This is a genomic window from Micromonospora sp. NPDC000316, assembly GCF_042898885.1.
Taxonomy (GTDB): Bacteria; Actinomycetota; Actinomycetes; order Mycobacteriales; family Micromonosporaceae; genus Micromonospora.
In genome coordinates, this window is sequence record NZ_JBIAZG010000005.1 from 32,524 (window position 1) to 51,962 (window position 19,439).

13 protein-coding genes are annotated in these 19,439 nt (G+C 72.5%); 11 read left to right on the plus strand and 2 right to left on the minus strand.

The features are described 5' to 3' along the window. The first annotated feature begins 87 nt into the window (after window positions 1-87). The 5 genes from ACFY2Q_RS13085 (at window position 88) to ACFY2Q_RS13105 (ending at window position 5,565) form a co-directional block, all read left to right on the plus strand. The gene (locus ACFY2Q_RS13085; protein ID WP_387129842.1) at window positions 88-1,263 is read left to right on the plus strand and encodes a cysteine desulfurase family protein; all 1,176 of its coding nucleotides are present in this window, start codon (window positions 88-90) and stop codon (window positions 1,261-1,263) included. Window positions 1,264-1,988: 725 nt separating this feature from the next. Then, the gene (gene mnmA, locus ACFY2Q_RS13090) at window positions 1,989-3,062 is read left to right on the plus strand and encodes a tRNA 2-thiouridine(34) synthase MnmA (RefSeq protein WP_387129844.1); all 1,074 of its coding nucleotides are present in this window, start codon (window positions 1,989-1,991) and stop codon (window positions 3,060-3,062) included. A 53-nt stretch (window positions 3,063-3,115) separates the two neighbouring features. Then, window positions 3,116-4,120, plus strand: a complete 1,005-nt coding sequence (locus ACFY2Q_RS13095) for a methionine synthase (protein WP_387129845.1) — start codon at window positions 3,116-3,118, stop codon at window positions 4,118-4,120. A 36-nt stretch (window positions 4,121-4,156) separates the two neighbouring features. Continuing rightward, window positions 4,157-4,525, plus strand: coding sequence for a VOC family protein (locus tag ACFY2Q_RS13100; protein ID WP_387129846.1), 369 nt, complete (start codon window positions 4,157-4,159; stop codon window positions 4,523-4,525). Window positions 4,526-4,554: 29 nt separating this feature from the next. Continuing rightward, a complete protein-coding gene (locus tag ACFY2Q_RS13105) occupies window positions 4,555-5,565 on the plus strand; it encodes an ADP-ribosylglycohydrolase family protein (protein WP_387129847.1) in 1,011 nt (336 codons plus the stop codon). A gap of 156 nt (window positions 5,566-5,721) precedes the next feature. On the opposite strand, the gene ACFY2Q_RS13110 is transcribed toward ACFY2Q_RS13105, so the two are convergent. Further along, window positions 5,722-6,264 carry a type II toxin-antitoxin system PemK/MazF family toxin gene (locus ACFY2Q_RS13110; RefSeq protein WP_387129848.1) on the minus strand — a complete coding sequence of 181 codons (543 nt, stop codon included), beginning with the start codon at window positions 6,262-6,264 and terminating at the stop codon, window positions 5,722-5,724. A 193-nt stretch (window positions 6,265-6,457) separates the two neighbouring features. On the opposite strand from ACFY2Q_RS13110, the gene ligA reads away from it, so the two are divergent. The 6 genes from ligA (at window position 6,458) to ACFY2Q_RS13140 (ending at window position 17,530) form a co-directional block, all read left to right on the plus strand. Then, a complete protein-coding gene (ligA, locus tag ACFY2Q_RS13115; protein WP_387129849.1) occupies window positions 6,458-8,593 on the plus strand; it encodes an NAD-dependent DNA ligase LigA in 2,136 nt (711 codons plus the stop codon). A 156-nt stretch (window positions 8,594-8,749) separates the two neighbouring features. Further along, complete coding sequence (locus tag ACFY2Q_RS13120) at window positions 8,750-11,530, plus strand: EAL domain-containing protein (RefSeq protein ID WP_387129850.1); 2,781 nt, start codon at window positions 8,750-8,752, stop codon at window positions 11,528-11,530. A gap of 157 nt (window positions 11,531-11,687) precedes the next feature. Beyond that, complete coding sequence (gene gatC, locus ACFY2Q_RS13125) at window positions 11,688-11,993, plus strand: Asp-tRNA(Asn)/Glu-tRNA(Gln) amidotransferase subunit GatC (protein WP_007456314.1); 306 nt, start codon at window positions 11,688-11,690, stop codon at window positions 11,991-11,993. 67 nt (window positions 11,994-12,060) lie between these two features. After that, window positions 12,061-13,536: an Asp-tRNA(Asn)/Glu-tRNA(Gln) amidotransferase subunit GatA gene (gatA, locus tag ACFY2Q_RS13130; RefSeq protein WP_387129851.1), complete on the plus strand. Its 1,476-nt coding sequence runs from the start codon at window positions 12,061-12,063 to the stop codon at window positions 13,534-13,536. A 13-nt stretch (window positions 13,537-13,549) separates the two neighbouring features. After that, window positions 13,550-15,049: an Asp-tRNA(Asn)/Glu-tRNA(Gln) amidotransferase subunit GatB gene (gatB, locus tag ACFY2Q_RS13135; protein ID WP_387129853.1), complete on the plus strand. Its 1,500-nt coding sequence runs from the start codon at window positions 13,550-13,552 to the stop codon at window positions 15,047-15,049. Window positions 15,050-15,172: 123 nt separating this feature from the next. Further along, entirely contained in the window at window positions 15,173-17,530 is a 2,358-nt protein-coding gene (locus ACFY2Q_RS13140) for a pyruvate dehydrogenase (RefSeq protein ID WP_387129854.1), read from the plus strand. Window positions 17,531-17,838: 308 nt separating this feature from the next. Here ACFY2Q_RS13140 and ACFY2Q_RS13145 read toward each other — a convergent pair whose 3' ends face one another. Further along, complete coding sequence (locus ACFY2Q_RS13145) at window positions 17,839-19,410, minus strand: metallophosphoesterase (protein ID WP_387129855.1); 1,572 nt, start codon at window positions 19,408-19,410, stop codon at window positions 17,839-17,841. Window positions 19,411-19,439: the final 29 nt, after the last annotated feature.

Consider the following 19,439-nt stretch of genomic DNA (forward strand, 5'->3'; position numbering starts at 1 on the left):
GCCGGAGCATCCTCCCGCCCCGGCCGCGCCGTTTCGCCGCCCGACCGGCATCCGGTCCCCACCGTGTCGGCCGTAGGCTGAGCGGTGATGGCTTACCTGGATCACGCGGCAACCACTCCGATGCTCGACGAGGCACTGGAGGCGTACGCCGCTACCGCCCGCGAGGTCGGCAACGCGTCCTCACTGCACGCGGCGGGTCGTCGTGCCCGTCGCCGGGTCGAGGAGTCGCGCGAGCGGATCGCCGCGGTGCTGGGCGCCAGGCCGTCCGAGGTGATCTTCACTGGTGGCGGCACGGAGAGCGACAACCTCGCCGTCAAGGGCATCTTCTGGGCCCGCCGGGGCACCGGCCCCGACCGCCGACGAGTGGTCTCCAGCGCCGTCGAACACCACGCGGTCCTCGACTCGGTCGACTGGCTGGTCGGGCACGAAGGTGCCGAGGTCGGATGGCTGCCACCAGACTCCGCAGGCCGGCTCAACCCGGAGGACCTGCGCGCCGAACTGACCGCCCACGCCGACCGGGTGGCAGTGGTCACCGCAATGTGGGCCAACAACGAGGTAGGCACCGTGCAACCGGTCGCCGAGCTGGCTGCCGTCGCCGCCGAGCACGGCGTACCGTTCCACACCGACGCCATCCAGGCGGTCGGCCAGGTGCCTGTCGACTTCGCCGCCAGCGGTGCCGCCGCGCTCACCGTCACCGGCCACAAGCTGGGCGGGCCGACCGGCGTCGGCGCGCTGCTGCTCGGCCGGGACGTGGCGGCCACCCCGCTGCTGCACGGCGGTGGGCAGGAACGCGACGTCCGGTCCGGCACGCTGGACACCGCAGGCATCGTCGCCTTCGCGGTCGCCGTCGAGACGGCGGTGAAGGGCCAGCAGGAGTACGCGGCCCGAGTCGCCGCGCTCCGCGACGACCTGATTGAGCGGGTCCGCCGAGCGGTGCCCGAGGTGATCTACAACGGCGACCCGACCGACCGGCTGCCCGGCAACGCGCACTTCTCCTTCCCCGGCTGCGAGGGCGACGCGCTGCTGCTCCTGCTCGACGCCCAAGGCATCGCCTGCTCGACGGGTTCGGCCTGCTCGGCCGGGGTGGCGCAGCCCTCGCACGTACTGCTGGCGATGGGCGCCGACGACGACCGCGCCCGCTCCTCGTTGCGCTTCACGCTCGGCCACACCAGCACCCAGGCAGACGTGGACGCCCTGATCGCAGCCCTCCCGGCAGCGGTAGACCGAGCCCGCCGAGCAGCCTCCCCCCGAACCCCCCGCTAGCCCAGCCGCCGCCGCCCTGCCTCGCGCTGCGCTGCTGCGCTGCGCTGCCCCCGCGCGCTGCGCTGCCCGTTCGCGCTGCGCCGCCTTGAGCCGCCCTCCCTTCCCGCGCGATCTCGCACTTTCGGTCGCCGGTTCGGGGCCTTTGCGGCTTATGCCAGGGCAGGAAGTGCAAGATCGCCGGGGTGGGGGCGTTGGGCGCGGCAGGACTGGGTCGATCATGGAGTTGTGGCGGGGGACAGAAGGTGCTTATCACTTCTTGTCGGGCACCGCCACTCCATGATCGACGCGAACCTTGGGTGGGGCGCGGTGCCCGAGCGGCGGGTGGTGCGGACCGCAAGCCCTGGGGTGGACGGAGCTCGCGGTGGGTGTGGGGCGAGCCTGGGGTGTGGTGGGGCGCGAGTGTCGGGTGGGGCGGGGTGCGAGCGAGCCCTGGGAAGAGCGGGGGGCGAGCCTCCCGTGGGGCGGGGTGCGAGCGAGCCTGGGGCGAGCGGGGGGCGAGCTTCCCGTGGGGCGGGGTGCGAGCCGTGAAGGTGGGTGGGGGAAGTGAGCCTGGGATGGGCGGGGCGTGAACCCTGGAGTGGTGGGGCGTGAGCCCTGCGTGGGCGCGTGGTGCGAGCGTGAGTGCCGGCGGAGTGCGTGAGGCCTGGGGTTGGGGCGGGGCGGGGGTGGGGGTTGGATTGGGTTGGTGGATAGGGTTGGCGTGGGGGTTTGGGAGGGGGTTGCTGGTGAGGGTATTAGCGGCTATGTCGGGCGGTGTTGACTCTGCCGTGGCGGCGGCGCGGGCGGCGGCGGCCGGGCACGAGGTGACAGGCGTGCACCTGGCGCTGGCCCGCAATCCACAGACCTACCGGACCGGGGCGCGCGGTTGCTGCACCCTGGAGGATTCCCGGGACGCGCGGCGGGCCGCCGACGTGATCGGCATTCCGTTCTACGTCTGGGACATGGCCGACCGTTTCCACGAGGACGTGGTGGACGACTTCGTGGCGGAGTACGCCGCCGGCCGTACGCCGAATCCGTGCCTGCGTTGCAACGAGAAGATCAAGTTTGCCGCGGTGCTGGACCGGGCGGTGGCCCTGGGCTTCGACGCCGTCGTGACCGGCCACCACGCCCGGCTCGGCCCGGACGGGCTGCTGCGGCGCAGTGTCGACGTGGCGAAGGATCAGTCGTACGTGCTGGCGGTGTTGACCCGCGAGCAGCTGGACCGGTCGATGTTCCCGCTCGGTGACTCGACGAAGGCGCAGGTCCGCGCGGAGGCCGCCGAGCGTGGCCTGGCGGTCGCCGACAAGCCGGACTCCCACGACATCTGCTTCATCGCCGACGGTGACACCCGTGGCTTCCTGGCCGGTCGGCTGGGCGAGGCGCCCGGCGACGTGGTGGACGCGAGCACCGGCGCGGTCGTCGGCAGCCACACGGGCGCGTACGCGTACACGGTGGGTCAGCGACGTGGGTTGCACCTGGACCGGCCGGCGGCGGACGGCCGGCCGCGCTATGTGCTCTCGATCACGCCGAAGACCAACACGGTGACGGTCGGCCCCGCCGAGGCGCTTGAGGTGTCCCGGGTGCGGGCCACCCGTCCGGTCTGGACCGGCGGCCCCCGTCCGACCTCGCCTGTCGAGTGCGAGGTGCAGCTGCGGGCGCACGGGGATGTGGTGCCGGCGACAGTCGACCTCGACGGTGACACGTTCCACGCCGAGCTGCGCCGGCCGGTGCGCGGGGTCGCCGCCGGTCAGGCCGTGGTGGCGTACCGGCCGGATCCGGCTGGCGACGTGGTCCTGGGCTCCGCCACCATCAGCGGCTGACCTGTCGCATGGTCGCCGCATGGTCGGCGCGTACACCGGGATAGCCTTCGGCCGTGACAGATCAGGCGTGGCCCTGGCCGGCCGGCGCGGCGACCGGTATCGGTTCGCTGCCCGGCACCGACATCGCCGAGGCCCAGCGGGTGGTCCTCGGTGAGCTTCCCGCACTGCCCCACCTGCCGGAGCTGCCGGCGCGCGGGCCCGGCGCCGACCTGATCGGCCGCACTGCCGGGCTGCTTGTGGAGGTGCCCGTCGAGCTGTACGCCGGGCGTTGGCGCGTCGCCCCGCGCACGGGCCGCGACCTGCGCCGGGCCAGGGATCTGATGGAACGCGACCTGGACCAGTTGGGCGAGCAGGCCGAGGAGTACGCCGGCCTGGTCAAGGTGCAGGCCGGTGGCCCGCTCACCATGGCCGCCGCGCTGGAACTGCCCATCGGCGGTCGGCTGCTGCGTGACCCCGGCGCTGTTCGTGACCTCACGGGCTCCCTCGCCGAGGGGTTGCGCGCCCATGTCGCGGCTGTCGCCCGGCGGTTGCCCCGGGCGTCGGTGCTCCTGCAACTCGACGAGCCGTCGCTGCCGACCGTGCTGGCCGGGCGGGTGCCGACCGAGAGTGGCCTGGGCGCGTACCGGGCTGTGGATTCGGTGGACGCCGCCGCGATGCTGCGCACGATCATCGAGACGGTCGGTGTGCCGGCAGTGGTGCACTGCTGCGCCCCGGAGGTGCCGCTGGAGCTGATCCGTTCCACCGGCGCCGTCGCGGTCGCCCTGGACCTGGGCCTGATCACCGAGCTGGACCCGCTGGGCGAGGCGATCGACGCCGGCCTCGGGCTGCTGGCCGGGGCCGTGCCGACGCTGCCGCCGTCGGCCGGCCCGGCGCCGACCTCCGCACAGGTTGCCGATCGGGTACGTCATCTCTGGGACCGTCTCGGTTTTCCCCGTCGGCAGCTCGCCGAGCAGGTGGTCGTCACGCCGTCGTGCGGCCTCGCGGGTGCCAGCGACGGGTACGCCCGCACGGTGCTCGCCGCCTGCCGGGACGCGGGCCGGCGACTCGCCGAGAGCTGATGTTTCCTGTCGTACCCGCTGCGCAGAATGATGGCCATGATTGGACAGCTACGTTCAGTGGTGATCGACTGCCCCGATCCGCGGGCGCTTGCCGCGTTCTACGCGGAGCTGCTCGGCCTGCCCCTGGTCGAGGGCGACACCGACGACGACGAATGGGTGGTGCTCGGCGGCCCGCCCGGGCACCAGCCACGACTGGCGTTCCAGCGGGCGCTCAACCTGCGTGCTCCCGACTGGCCGGATCCGGAGCGCCCGCAGCAGTTCCACGTGGATGTGACGGTGGACGACGTCGAGGCCGCCGAGAAGGCGGTGCTCGCGCTCGGTGCCCGCCGGCTGCCGGGCGAGGGTGAGGGCTTCCGGGTCTACGCCGACCCGGCCGACCACCCGTTCTGCCTCTGCTGGGACTGACCCGCGAGGGGTTGCGGCGGTCGGGCATCATGGCCGCCGTGACTCCCACCCCAGCGCTGCGCGCCTCTGGTTCGCTCTTCGGCCTCGCCTACGGTGACGCGCTGGGCAAGCCCACCGAGTTCCTCACCGTCGCCGAGATCGAGCACCGCTACGGCCCGGCCGGCCCGCGTGAGCTGACCGGCGAGCCGGCGCTTGTCACCGACGACACCCAGATGGCGCTGGCGGTGGGCTGGGCGCTGCACGAGTCGCCGTCGCTTCACCCGGAGGCGGTGGAGCCGCTGCTGCGGGCGCGTTTCCTGGCCTGGTCGGTCAGCCCGGACAACAACCGTGCCCCGGGGATGACCTGCCTGCGGGCGTGCGCCGAGCTGAGTCGAGGGCTGCGCTGGCAGGACGCGACAGTGGCCGGGTCGAAGGGGTGCGGGGCCAACATGCGGGTCACCCCGGTCGGGCTGCTCGACGTCGACCTGGACACGCTTGCCGGGTTGGCCCAGTTGCAGGCCGGGCTGACCCACGGTCACCCGACCGGGTTGGCGGCAAGCGAACTGACCGCGTACGCGGTCTACGTGCTGCGCGACGGCGCCGCGCTTGCCGAGCTTCCGGCGCTGCTCACCGAGCGGGCGCGGTCGCAGCGCCGGGTATACCGGGAGCAATGGCTGGGTGACCTCTGGCAGCGCGCGGGGGTGGGCACGCCGCAGGATTTCATCGCCCAGGGCTGGGACGAGTGCCTGGCGGTGCTGGGCCGGCTCACGACCGCCCTGGGCGAGCCGGACGACGGCGGTGACCCGTGCCGAGCCACCGGGGAGGGCTGGGTGGCCGAGGAGGCGCTGGCCACCGCGCTGCTCTGCGCCGTCCGCCACGCCGACGACCCGGTGGCGGCGCTGGCCCGGGGTGCCACCACCGCCGGTGACTCCGACTCGATCGCCGCACTCGCCGGCGCCTTCGTGGGTGCGGCCGCGGGGATGAGCGCCTGGCCGCAGGGGTGGGTCGACCGGATCGAGTACGCCGACCAGCTCGCCACGCTCGGCGCGGCCTGGGACTGACACGGCTGCGGCGGATTCCGCTGCCCCGGCCCGCCGCGCAGACCTCTCCGGTGCTTGATCAACTCGGGTTCCAGGAAGTCGCGGTGTCCGAGCTTTCGGAACACCCCCGACTTCCAGGAATCCGAGTTGATCAAGTGACGCGCCGTCGGGCCGCGGTCAGCCGGTGGGTAGGTGGTGAAGGCCGCGGACCTTGCGCCACAGGCCGGCGTCACAGGTGCCGGCGCGGTCGGCGAAGGCGGCAACGCTTATCCGGGTCGGCTCGGTGAGGCTCAGGTAGCTGTCGTGCTCGGCACCGGGATCCCAGTTCCGGGTGGGGATCCGCACATGGTCGTCGCGGTCACTCTTGTCCTGGCTGGTGATCTTCAGGACGTCGACGCCCCGGGAGTCGGCCCGCAGCACCAGGCACGGCCGGACCTTCGACCCGGTGCCGTCGGCGTACGGCACATCGGCCCACCAGATCTCACCCGGCGCCGGCGTGTCCACCGCGCGGTCGGCGTCGCGGGACCGGGGCCTGGTTGCCGGACGGTCGCCGCGTGGCCGGGGCGGCGCGGGCCGACGGCCACCGGTACGCGATGCGGCGCCCTTGCCCGGCCGGGTCCCCGGGCGTCGACTGGCGACGCGGTGTCGCCAACTGTTCCACGCCCAGCCGGCAGCCACCGCCAGCAGGATCGCCGCCGCCCAGAGCAGTGCCTCGGGCATCGCCACCTCCGACTCAGGGCCGCTCGCCGGCCGCTTCGTCCGGCGATCCTCGCACGCCGACCACCACGTCGCCCGCCAGCCACCCGGCCAGTGGACGACCGGGTTGTCCCACCCGCCGGATACCGTGCCTTAGTAGCGTGACCAGGGAGGTGGCGGCGTGTCTGAAGGTGGTCGAGTGTCCGACGGTGGTGCAGTGTCCGAGGAGCAGATCGGCCAGCAGGTCAGCGCGGCGCAGGAGGCGGCGGCCGGCACCGAGCCCACGCCGCAGGCACGGGAACGGCACGCCACCCTCAGCCGCGAGCTGACCGAGCACCAATACCGCTACTACGTGCTGGACTCGCCGACAATCACCGACGCCGAGTTCGACAAGCAGTTGCGCGAGCTTGAGGCGTTGGAGGAGGAGTTCCCGGCGCTGCGCACGCCCGACTCGCCGACCCAGCGGGTGGGCGGCACGTTCTCCACCGACTTCACCCCTGTCGCGCACGCCGAGCGGATGCTCTCGCTGGACAACGCCTTCGCCGACGAGGAGCTGGCGGCCTGGGCCGAGCGGGTCGAGCGGGACGCGGGCGGCCCGGTGCCCTACCTCTGCGAGTTGAAGGTCGACGGGCTGGCGATCAACCTGACCTACGAGGCCGGCCGGCTCGTGCGAGCGGCCACCAGGGGTGACGGCCGCACCGGCGAGGACGTCACCGCGAACGTGCGCAGCATCCGGGACGTGCCCGGTCAGCTCACGCCGTCCGCCGAGTTCCCGGCCATTCCCGAGCTGCTGGAGGTCCGGGGCGAGATCTACTTCCCGATCGCCGCGTTCGCCGACCTCAACGCCGGCCTGGTCGACCAGGGCCGGGCCCCGTTCGCCAACCCGCGCAACGCCGCCGCCGGCAGCCTGCGGCAGAAGGACCCCCGGGTCACCGCCTCCCGACCGCTGCGCCTTGTGGTGCACGGCATCGGCGCCCGCAAGGGCTTCCAGCCCACGGCCCAGTCCGAGTCGTACGCGGCGCTCAAGGCCTGGGGGCTGCCCACCAGCGACCGGTGGCGGGTCGTGCCGGATCTGGCCGGCGTGGCGGAATACATCGCCTACTACGCCGCGCACCGGCACGACGTCGAGCACGAGATCGACGGCGTGGTGGTCAAGGTCGACCCGGTCTCCATCCAGGGGCGTCTCGGCTCGACCAGTCGCGCCCCCCGCTGGGCGATCGCCTTCAAATACCCGCCGGAGGAGGTCACCACCAAGCTGCTCGACATCGACGTCAACGTGGGGCGCACCGGCCGGGTCACACCGTTCGCTGTGCTCGAACCGGTGCGGGTGGCCGGCTCCACCGTGGCGCTCGCCACCCTGCACAACGCCCGCGAGGTGGAGCGCAAGGGTGTGCTGATCGGCGACACGGTGGTGCTGCGCAAGGCCGGGGACGTGATTCCCGAGGTGCTCGGCCCGGTGGTCGACCTGCGCCCGTCCGACGCCCGGCCGTTCGTCATGCCGACCACCTGCCCGGCCTGCGGCACCCCGCTGGCGCCGGCCAAGGAGGGCGACATCGACATCCGGTGCCCCAACACCCGCAGCTGCCCGGCCCAGCTCCGGGAACGCGTGTTCCACCTCGCCGGGCGCGGCGGGTTCGACATCGAGGTGCTCGGCTACAAGGGCGCGGCGGCGCTACTGGACGCGGAGATCATCACCGACGAGGGCGACCTCTTCCAGCTCGACGCCGACCAGCTGTCCCGGTCCCCGTTCTTCGTCAACAAGGACGGCAGCCTCGGGTCCAACGCGGTCAAACTGCTCGACAACCTGGCCGTCGCCCGGGAACGCGACCTGTGGCGGGTGCTGGTGGCGCTGTCCATCCGACACGTCGGCCCCACCGCGGCGCAGGCGCTGGCCCGACACTTCCGCTCGATGGACGCCATCGACGCGGCCACCGAGGAGGAGCTGTCCTCGGTCGACGGGGTCGGGCCGACCATCGCGGCAAGCATCCGGGAATGGTTCGCCGTGGACTGGCACCGCGAGGTGGTCCGCAAGTGGGCCGACGCGGGCGTACGGATGGCCGAGGAAGCGGTCGACGAGGGGCCGCGCCCGCTTGAGGGCTTGACTGTAGTGGTGACAGGCACGCTCGCCGGTTTCTCCCGCGACCAGGCCGCCGAGGCGGTGCAGAGCCGGGGCGGCAAGGTCAGCGGGTCGGTCTCCAAGAAGACGGGCTTCGTCGTCGTGGGGGACAACCCGGGATCCAAGGCCGACAAGGCGGCCAGTCTCAAGGTGCCGGTGCTCGACGAGGACGGGTTCCGGGTGCTGCTGGACGCGGGGCCGGATGCCGCGCGAGAGGTCGCCCAGGTCCAGGGCTGACCTCGCCACGAGCGGACGCGACCGCTGGCCGCGTATACCAACTTAATTACGACTACGACCGATTCGTGACTGTCATACCGGGAAACCTGGGGCTGAGGGCGTTTCATTGGGTCACGGCGTGCTCACCGGCACGTCGACAGTCGGTCGGGAGGTGTGATGGAGGTCGCCGACCCCCGTAACTCCCTCCCACCTGGGCGGGTGGCGCCTTTCGCCGCCTTCGTCGTGGGGATCCTGACGGTCGCGGCGCTGACCGCCGCCGGTCCACTCACGAGGCTCCCCGACGAGCTGTCGCGACTGCCTGTGGCGTTCTGGACGATGGCCGCGCTCGCCGTGGTGTGCGACGCGCGCCCGTTCGTCCCCCCGGGGCGTCGGCAGTCCTCCGCGGTCTTCCCGTCCACCTGCTTCACCTTCGCGATCCTGCTCGGCTGGGGGCTCGGCCCGGCGGTGGCGGTGCAGGCGCTTGGCGTGGTCGTCTCGGGTTGGCGGATGCGCCATGCACCGTGGCGGACGGCGTTCAACGTCGGCCAGTACGTCTGCGCCCTCGCCGCCGCGTACGGGGTCATCCAGCTCGGTCCGGGCACCATCTTCGCGGGCGGGCACCTGCACTGGCCCGACGTGGCAGCTGTCGGCGGCGCCACGGTGGCCTGGTTCCTGGTCAACTACGGGCTGGTCAGCTGCGCGGTGCGGCTGCGCTTCGGCGACCGGTGGTGGCCCACCGTCCGGCAGGGCCTCGGTTTCGAACTGCTCTCCACCGGCTCGCTGCTGCTGCTCGCCCCGGTGTTGGTCGCGGCGGCCCGCCTCAGCGCGGCGCTGATCCCGCTGGTGCTGGTGCCGCTCTTCGCCGTGTACCGGATGGCCCGGTTGACAGTCGAGCAGCAACACCTCGCCGCCTCCGACCCGCTCACCGGGCTGCCCAACCGCAAGGCGCTGCTGGCCGAGGTGGCCGAGCAGGTGCACCTGCACGCCGAGCGGACCGCCAGGGGCGAACCCGGCGGGCATCTGGCGCTGCTGCTCATCGACCTGGACCGTTTCAAGAACGTCAACGACGCACTCGGGCACGCGGTGGGTGACCGGCTGCTGGTCGAGGTCAGCGCCCGGCTCACCGACGTCGACCCTCGCCCGCAGATGATCGCCCGATTGGGTGGGGACGAGTTCGCCATCGTGATGACCGGCCTTACCGACGTCAGTCAGGCGCGTGACCTGGCGGACCGGGTGGTCCGGGCCCTGGCCGAGCCGGTGCCGCTGGACGGCCTGCCGCTGGACGTGGGCGGCTCGATCGGGATCGCCCTCTTCCCCGAGCACGGCGAGGACTTCGCCACGCTGATGCGGCACGCCGACGTGGCCATGTACGACGCGAAGCACCGCAACGACACGGTGGCCGTCTACGCCCCGGAGTCCGACCACAACTCGGCCGAGCGTCTCGGCCTCCTCGCCGACCTGCGCCGGGTGCTGGAATCCGGCCCGTCGGCCGGCGAGCCGCTCGACGCCGCACCACCGGAACAACGCGACCCACTCGAAGCCGCGACGACAGGCCACGCCGGGCAGACAGGCCACGCCGGGCAGACAGGGCACGCCGGGCCGGCAGGGCACGCCGGGCCGGCAGGGCACGCCGCGTCGACGGGCCACGCCACGACGACGGGCGGCCACGCCGCGTCGACGGACCACTCCGGGCTGGCGGGACAGGTCGACCGGGGGGCCGGGGCGGCCGAGTCGGTCGGCTCCGAGCGGGCGACCGACGTACCCACAGTCGACCCGGAAGAGGTGCGCGGCGGTGACGGCGCGGCGCTGCCCACCGGCGCGGAGGCCGCGCCGCACCCGGCACCGACGACTGCCCCGGCGCCGACGACCGGCGGGCGCTGGTGGGGTCGCCGCCGCCGCGCGGGGGTCGAACTGGCGCACGCTGACGAGCTGATCAAGCAGATCGCCACCGGCGCCGATCCGATCCGCGGCCGGAACACCCGCGCCTCCGTCCCCGGCACGCGCCCCGCTCCGCCTCGGGACCGACGTGTCGGCGGGCAAGGGCGACGGTCACCGAACGGCGGCGCGGGGCCGGTGCCGCGCGGCGGCCGTGCGGAGCACGACAGCGGGCCCGGCCCCGCTGAACAGCCACTCGGGTCGACCGGGTGGGCGCACGACGGCGAGCCGGCCGACGACGCCGGTGAGATCACGATGTACTACCAGCCCCAGATCGCCATCGCGACAGGCGAGGTGGTCGGTGTCGAGGCGCTGCTGCGCTGGCGGCACCCGCGCCGGGGGATGGTCGACCCGGAGGAGCTGATCCGTGTCGCCGAGCAGAGCGCGGTGATGCGGCTGCTCACCCGGCGGGTGGTGGACGACGTGGTGGAGCAGCTCGCCAAGTGGTCGGCGGCCGGCATCGGGCTGCGCGCGGCCCTGAACGTGAGCGTGCGGGACCTGCACACCGGGGAGATCGCCGACCAGATCGCCGACCGGCTGACCCGCTACGGGGTGCCGGCCGAGCGGCTGCAAGTGGAGATCACCGAGGGCGCCCTGATGGCCGACCCGCGCCGGGTGCTGGCAACCATCTCCCGACTGCACAAGATCGGGGTGGCCATCGCGCTGGACGACTTCGGCACCGGATATTCGTCACTGCAACACCTGCGCCGGCTGCCGCTGTCCGAGGTGAAGGTGGACCGGTCGTTCGTGCTCGGCATGGCCGAGGACGCCGACGACGCGGCGATCGTCCGGTCGATGATCGAGCTGGCCGGCGCGCTGGGCCTGCGGGTCGTCGCCGAGGGCGTGGAGGACGAGCGGACCTGGCGGATGCTGCACGCCGCCGGCTGCGACGCTGCGCAGGGCTGGTTCTACGCCCGCCCGATGCCCGCCGAGGAGTTGGTCACCTGGTTGGCCCGGTACCGGCCGGTCCGCCCGAGCGGCGGTCCCACCGAACCGGACTCCGGTCGCCGCCCGACCCGCTGACTCGCCCGCCGGCACGGCACGCCGGCTCACGGAGGGGGAGTGGGGGACGCGCCGCCGGAGCGGAACAATAGACTCGCTCCGGTCACCGCGCGTCACGCTGCACCCGCCGCGCGGCCGGCACACCGCCCGACCAGCAGGACATCAGAAGGGGGCACGGATGGCCGCCATCTCCCGCGAGGAGGTCGCGCACCTGGCGCGCCTGTCGCGGCTCGCCGTCACCGAGGAGGAGCTGGACACGTTCGCCGGCCAGCTCGACGTGATCCTCCAGGCGGTCGCCCAGGTCGGCGAGGTCGCCGCCGCGGACATCCCGCCGACCTCGCACTCGGTGCCGCTGACCAACATCTTCCGCGAGGACGTCGTCACGCCGTGCCTGACCCCGCAGGAGGCGCTGTCGGGCGCGCCCGACGCCGAGGACCAGCGGTTCCGCGTACCGCGGATCCTGACCGAGGACGTGGCGTCATGAGCGAGCGAATCGGCAAGTTCGGTGCCCTCGGTGCGCAGAGCGCCGGTAGGCGAAGCGAGGCGGCGGCATGAGCGACCTGACCAGGATGACCGCGACGGAGATCGCCACCCTCGTCGCCGGTGGTGAGACCTCCGCCGTCGAGGTGACCCAGGCGCACCTGGACCGGATCGCCGCCGTCGACGACCGGGTGCACGCCTTCCTGCACGTGGACACCGACGGCGCGCTCGCCGCGGCCCGCGCGGTGGACGAGCGCCGGGCGGCCGGCGAGGAGTTGGGCCCGCTCGCGGGTGTGCCGGTCGCGGTGAAGGACGTGCTCGCCACCCGGGGTGTACCCACCACCGTCGGCTCGAAGATCCTCGAAGGCTGGCGCCCGCCGTACGACGCGACGATCGTGCAGCGGCTGCGCGAGGCCGGCACGGTGATGCTCGGCAAGACCAATATGGACGAGTTCGCCATGGGCTCCTCCACCGAATACTCGGCGTACGGCCCGACGCACAACCCGTGGGACCTGGGCCGGATCCCCGGCGGCTCGGGTGGTGGCAGCGCCGCAGCGCTCGCCGCGTACGAGGCGCCGCTGGCGATCGGCTCGGACACCGGCGGTTCGATTCGTCAGCCCGGCGCGGTCACCGGCACCGTCGGCGCGAAGCCCACCTACGGCGGCACGTCCCGCTACGGCCTGGTCGCCTTCTCCTCGTCGCTCGACACCCCCGGCCCGTGCGCCCGTAACGTGCTCGACGCGGCCCTGCTGCACCAGGTGATCGGCGGGCACGACCCGCGCGACTCCACGTCTATCCCGCAGCCGATGCCGGACGTGGTGGCGGCGGCGAAGCTCGGCGCGACCGGCGACCTGACCGGCGTACGGCTCGGCATCGTCAGCGAGTTCGTCGGCGAGGGCGCTGAGCCCGGTGTGATGGCCGCGTTCCGCGAGTCGGTCGACGCGCTTACCAAGATGGGTGCCGAGGTCGTCGAGGTGTCCTGCCCGACGTTCGCGTACGCGCTGCCGGCGTACTACCTGATCGCCCCGAGCGAGTGCTCCTCCAACCTGGCCCGGTTCGACGGCGTCCGGTTCGGCCTGCGGGTCGGCGACGACGGCAACCGGTCGCTGGAGGAGGTCATGTCGCTGACCCGCGAGGCAGGCTTCGGCCCGGAGGTCAAGCGCCGCATCATGATCGGCACGTACGCGCTGTCGTCGGGTTACTACGACGCGTACTACGGGCAGGCGCAGAAGGTCCGTACGCTGATCACCCGGGACTTCACCGCCGCGTTCGAGCGGGTCGACGCGCTGATCTCGCCGACCACCCCGTCGGTGGCGTTCCCGATCGGCGCGCGGACCGCCGACCCGTACCAGATGTACCTGGCCGACCTGTACACGATCCCGACGAACCTGTACGGCGGGCCCGGCATCTCGGTGCCCTGCGGCCTGTCCGAAGGGCTGCCCGTCGGCCTGCAGGTGATGGCCCCGACGATGGCCGACGATCGGATGTACCGGGTCGCCGCCGCGCTGGAGTCCGCAGTCGGCACGTTCACCCCACCGGCACTGTGAGGCAGGAGCCCAGATGACGACGACACTGCCCGCGTACGACGAGGTCGTCGCGCGTTTCGAACCGGTGATCGGCCTGGAGACCCACGTCGAGCTGGGTACGAACACCAAGATGTTCTGTGGCTGCCCAACCGACTTCGGCGGCGAGCCGAACACCCGGGTCTGCCCGGTGTGCCTGGGTCTGCCGGGCTCGCTGCCGGTGGCGAACAAGGCGGCCATCGAGGCGATCATCCGGATCGGCCTGGCGTTGAACTGCTCGATCGCGCAGTGGTGCCGGTTCGCCCGGAAGAACTACTTCTACCCGGACATGCCGAAGAACTTCCAGATCAGCCAGTACGACGAGCCGATCTGCGTCGACGGTTACCTGGACGTCGAGGTGGGCGGCGAGACGGTCCGGATCGAGATCGAGCGGGTGCACCTCGAGGAGGACACCGGCAAGACGCTGCACGTCGGCGGGGCGACCGGCCGCATCCACGGTGCGACCGAATCGCTTGTCGACTACAACCGGGCCGGCATTCCGCTGGTCGAGATCGTCACCAAGCCGATCACGGGCACCGGTGCGCTCGCCCCCGACGTGGCAAAGGCGTACGTCGCCGAGCTGCGCGACGTGATCCGCACCCTCGGTGTCTCGGACGTGCGGATGGAGGAGGGTTCGCTGCGCTGCGACGTGAACACCTCGCTCAACCTGCCGGGGCAGGAGTGGGGCACCCGTACCGAGACCAAGAACGTCAACTCGCTGCGGTCGGTGGAGCGGGCGGTCCGCTCGGAGATGCTGCGGCAGGCGTCGGTGCTGGACGCGGGCGGCCGGATCACCCAGGAGACCCGGCACTTCCACGAGGACACCGGTGACACCACTTCGGGGCGCTCGAAGGAGACGGCCACCGACTACAGGTACTTCCCGGAGCCGGACCTGGTGCCGATCGCGCCGGACCCGGCCTGGGTCGCCGAGCTGAAGGCCGCCCTGCCGGAGCTGCCCCGGGTGCACCGGCGTCGGCTCCAGGAGCAGTGGGGCCTGTCCGACCTGGACATGCAGTCGGTGCTGAACGCCGGTGCGGTCGAGCTGATCGAGGCCACCGTCGCCGCCGGCACCACCCCGGCGGCAGCGCGCAAGTGGTGGCTGGGCGAGCTGTCCCGCCGGGCCAACGAGAGCGGCGTGGAGCTGGCCGACATCGGCGCCACCCCGGCGCAGGTCGCCGAGCTGCAAGGGCTTGTCGACGCCGGCAAGCTCAACGACAAGATGGCCCGTACGGTGCTGGAGGGCGTGGTCGACGGTGAGGGCTCGCCCACCGAGATCATGACCAGCCGGGGCCTGGAGGTCGTGTCGGACACCGGCGCGCTCACCGCCGCCGTGGACGAGGCCATCGCCGCCAACCCGGGCATCGCCGACAAGATCCGCAGCGGCAAGGTCGCGGCGGTCGGCGCGCTTGTCGGCGCGGTCATGAAGACCACCCGTGGTCAGGCCGACGCGAAGACCCTGCGTGAGCTGATCCTGGAGCGCCTCGGCGTCCAGGGCTGAGATCGGTTAGGTAGGGCCCCTTCTTATGCACCAGGCGTCAAGAAGGGGCCCTTCCTTGCACCCATGCACCCCCTGCACCCTCTGTTGCTAGGGCGTCAACGGCGACGCCCGGATGGAGTCACCGTGACCCAGCACGACCTCGATGTCCTCGACGAGATCCAGCGGCGGGTGCTCTGGCTCGCCACCCGGATCGTGGACGCCGCCAACCACGATCGGGCCACCGGCGACGGGGTGAAGGTCGGCGGGCACCAGGCGTCAAGCGCGTCCCTCGTCACGGCGATGACCGCGCTGTGGTTCCAGCACCTGGACGCCGAGGATCGGGTCGCCGTCAAGCCGCACGCCTCTCCGGTGTTCCACGCCATCCAGTACCTGCTGGGCTACCTGGACCGCTCCTACCTGCCCCGGTTGCGGGCCCGTGGCGGCCTCCAGTCGTACCCGTCGCGCACCAAGGACCCGGACGCTGTGGACTTCTCCACAGGCTCGGTCGGGCTCGGCGCGGCGGCACCGCTCTTCGCCGCCGCCACCCGGCGCTACGTCGACGCGCACTTCGGTGCCCGCCCGCACTCCCGGTTCGTGGCGCTCATCGGTGACGCCGAGTTGGACGAGGGCAACATCTGGGAGGCTGTCGCGGACCCGGCCACCACAGGTCTGGGCAACGTGATGTGGCTCGTCGACTTCAACAGGCAGTCGCTGGACCGCGTGGTACCGGGCATCCGGATCAACCAGTGGCGGGGTCAGTTCGAGGCGGCCGGCTGGCACGTCGTGGAGGTCAAGTACGGCCGCAAGCTCGCCGAGGCGTACGCCCGGCCGGGTGGCGAGGTGCTGCGCGACTGGATCGACGCGATGCCCAACGAGCAGTACCAGTCGCTGTTCGGTCTGACCGGCCCGGCGCTGCGCGAACAGTTCCTGGACGGCGCGCCGGCCGAGGTGGGCACCTTCGTGGAGGGCATCGACGACGAGGAGTTGCGCCTGCTCGTCACCGACCTGGGCGGGCACGACCTGTCCGCGATGCTCGACGCCTACGCCCAGTGCGACGCGGTCACCGACCGGCCCAGCGTCGTCTTCGCGTACACCGTCAAGGGTTGGGGTTTGCCCATCGCCGGCAATCCGCGCAATCACTCGGCGCTGCTCAGCACCGAGCAGGTGGACACGCTGCGGGCCGCGCAGGGCTTGACCCCGGAGACCGAGTGGGACCGCCTCGACCCGGCGTCCCCGGCCGGCATCCGGGCCGGCGCCCGCCGGGAGGCGCTGTCCCGCGCGCCGCGCGAGCGTGCGCTGGGGGTCACCGTTCCGGAGAGCACGGGAGTACGCGCCAACAAGCCGATCTCCACGCAGGAGGTCTTCGGTCGGGTGCTCGTGGACCTGGCGCGGGACCGGGAGGTGGGCCGCTACCTGGTGACCACCGCCCCGGACGTGGCCACCTCCACGAACCTCGCCGGGTTCATCAACAAGACGGGTGTGTTCGCGCCCACCGAGCAGCGTTCCTGGACCGAGGACCGGATGCTGCGCTGGACCGAGAGCCCGGCTGGGCAGCACATCGAGCTGGGCATCTCGGAGATGAACCTGTTCCTGCTGCTCGGGCAGCTCGGCCTGTCGTGGGACCTGTCCGGGCAGCCGCTGCTGCCGGTGGGCACCGTCTACGACCCGTTCGTGCTGCGTGGCCTGGACGCGTTCCTGTACGGCACGTACTCCGGTTCCCGGTTCGTGGTGGCCGGCACCCCGTCGGGCATCACCCTGGCCCCGGAGGGCGGCGCACACCAGTCCACGATCACCGCCTCGGTCGGTCTGGAGCTGCCCGGGGTGACGTTCCTCGAACCGGCGTACGCGGGAAGCCTCGACTGGCTGCTCTGCGACGCGCTCGGCCAGATCGCCAGCGGGTCGTCGCCGGCCGCGACCGCCGCGCCGGCCGAGGACGGTGCGTACTACTTCCGGTTGAGCACCCGACCGCTGGACCAGGCGCCGTTCGAGGCGGCCCGTGCCCGGCTCGGCGACGCGGTGCTGCGCCGGCAGGTGGTCGCCGGGGCGTACCGGCTCGTCGACGCGCACCAGGCGTACCCGCACCTGGTCGATGCCCCGGTGGTGCAGCTGGCCGCCTCCGGCGCGGTGCTGCCCGAGGTGCTGGCCGCGGCGGCGGAGTTGGCCGAGGAGGGCGTCGCCGCGCACGTGGTCGACGTGACGAGTCTCGACAGGCTCTACCGGGCCTGGCAGCGCACCCTGCGTCAGGGCGTCCGCACGGCCACCGTGCCCAGCGTGCCTGGTGCCCTGCGGTCCGCGTTCGTCGACCGGGTGCCGGTGGTGACCGTGCACGACGCCGCGTCGCACGCGATGGCCTGGCTCGGGTCGGCGCTCGGTGCCCCGGCGGTGCCGCTGGGCGTGGACGAGTTCGGCCAGTCCGGCAGTGTCGCCGAGCTGTACGAGTTGCACGACCTGCTGCCCGGCAGCATCGTCAACGCCGCCCTGGCCGCCATCGCCCTGCGCTGACCCTGCTCCGCCTTCCCACCGACGTCAGCCGCCCTGCCCTCGGCCATGCAGCCGGGGGCTCACGGTCAGGAGACGTCTCCGCCGGCAGACCCCTCGTTTGGCCCTTTGCTCTGCTTCAACGGACGCAACACGCTCTGAACAGCGGGTAAGGCGATGCCGGCCGGAATCCTCGGTAACCCAAGGTGACTGTTGCGTCGGTTGAAGCAGAGCAAAGGCTGCACCAACCCACCCCGACCCTGCCCCTGAATCGGACCGACCAGGTCGCGGGATCGGACCGACCAGGCCGCAGGACCGACCGACCTCGCGGGTCAGCGGGTCGGAGTGGGCGTCGGGCTTGCCGACGGCCCGACGGACGGTGTCTCCACGATGTGGCGTTCCAGGTTGACCTGGGCCTGTCCGGTGCCGCCGACGGTGATGTCGTCGTACGCCTGGAGCATCTTCTGCTGGTCGAAGTAGAGCACGCTCATCGACAGCGGGGTCGGCTTCTCGCCCTCCAGGCCGCGCAGCCCGGCCCCGCCCGTGGAGCCCTCCACCATGAGCGTGGTGGGCTGCTGACCGGGCGTCTCGGGCAGCTTGGAGACCTGCCGGGCGTGGGTGTGCCCGGCCAGCACCAGCGGGCAGGTGCCGGCGAGCGGCCCTGCCGACGCCGGATCGTGCACGAGCGCGATGTTGACCGGGCGTGGCGAGCTGCGCACCGTGGCGGCGAGCTGCTCACCGGCGCCGATCACCTGGTCGGCGACCTGCTGGGTAAGCCCGCTGCCCGCCGGGGAGGTGTTCTTGTCGGGTGTGAAGCGCGGGTCACCGATGCCGGCGATGGTCAGCCCGCCGACGGTGGTTGTCGAGTTGTTGAGCACGATCGCGTTCGGCTGGCGGGCCACCGCGGCGCCGGTGCGGCCCGAGTCGTGGTTGCCCCGGATGAACACGTACGGCTTCTTGAGCAGGCCGATCGAGCCGACGAAGGACTCCTCGGGTTCGCTGCCCCAGTCGGTGATGTCTCCGGTGTCGACGACCACGTCGATGCCGAACTGCTCCACCACCGTCCGGATGAGCTGCCAGCCGGTCGGGTTGAGGTGCATGTCGGAGACGTGCAGGACCCGTGTGGTGCCGGGGGCCGGCTCGAACACCGGCAGCGCCGACACTGTGGTGTAGAGCTGGCTGACGTTGCCGACGATGCGCTGCAACTGCTCGGCGTACTTCGTGTAGTCGTTGGCGATGCGGCGGGCGTCGCCGACGATTGCCGGCGCGTTGACCAGCAGGCCCTCGTAGCGCGGCTCCTCGATCGCCTGCGGGCGCAGCGTCGCCGCGGCCGTTCCGAGGCTGCCGGCGGTGACAAGCAGTGCCAGCCCGCCCGCCCAGGCGGTACGCCGCACATCCCGGAAGACAAGCCCGGCGAGGATCAGGGTGACAAGCACCGACGCGGCGAGGGTACGCAGGCCGAGCCGCATGACCCCGCTGCGGACGTCCTCCACCGCGCTCTGACTGGCGCGGCTGATGCTCGCCGGGTCGTCGAGCAGCGCCTCGGTGCGCCCCTGGTCCAGTGCGCCCAGCCGCACCGTGAGGTGGGTCGGCCCGTCGTGGCTGTCCAGCAGCAGCGCGCCGAGCGGCGGCACGTCGATTGTCGTCCCGCCCTCGCTGGCCGGGGAGAGGGTGAGGCTGGCCCGGAACGGCCCGATGTCGGTGTCCACCCGGCCACCGGCAAGCACCCCGAGCACCGCCCCGGCCAGGGCCACGGCGAGCACGGCGAGGATCACGCCGACGCGGCGTACGGGACCACCGGGTCGACCGAACCCCCGGCCCGCCGGGTGTGCCGGCTCGCCGCCGGTCGCCAGGTCGTCCCGGCCCTCGGCGTCGTCGTGCTGCTCGTCGCGCTGCCCGTCCATGCTGAGATTCTGACCTGCCCGTCGGAGGA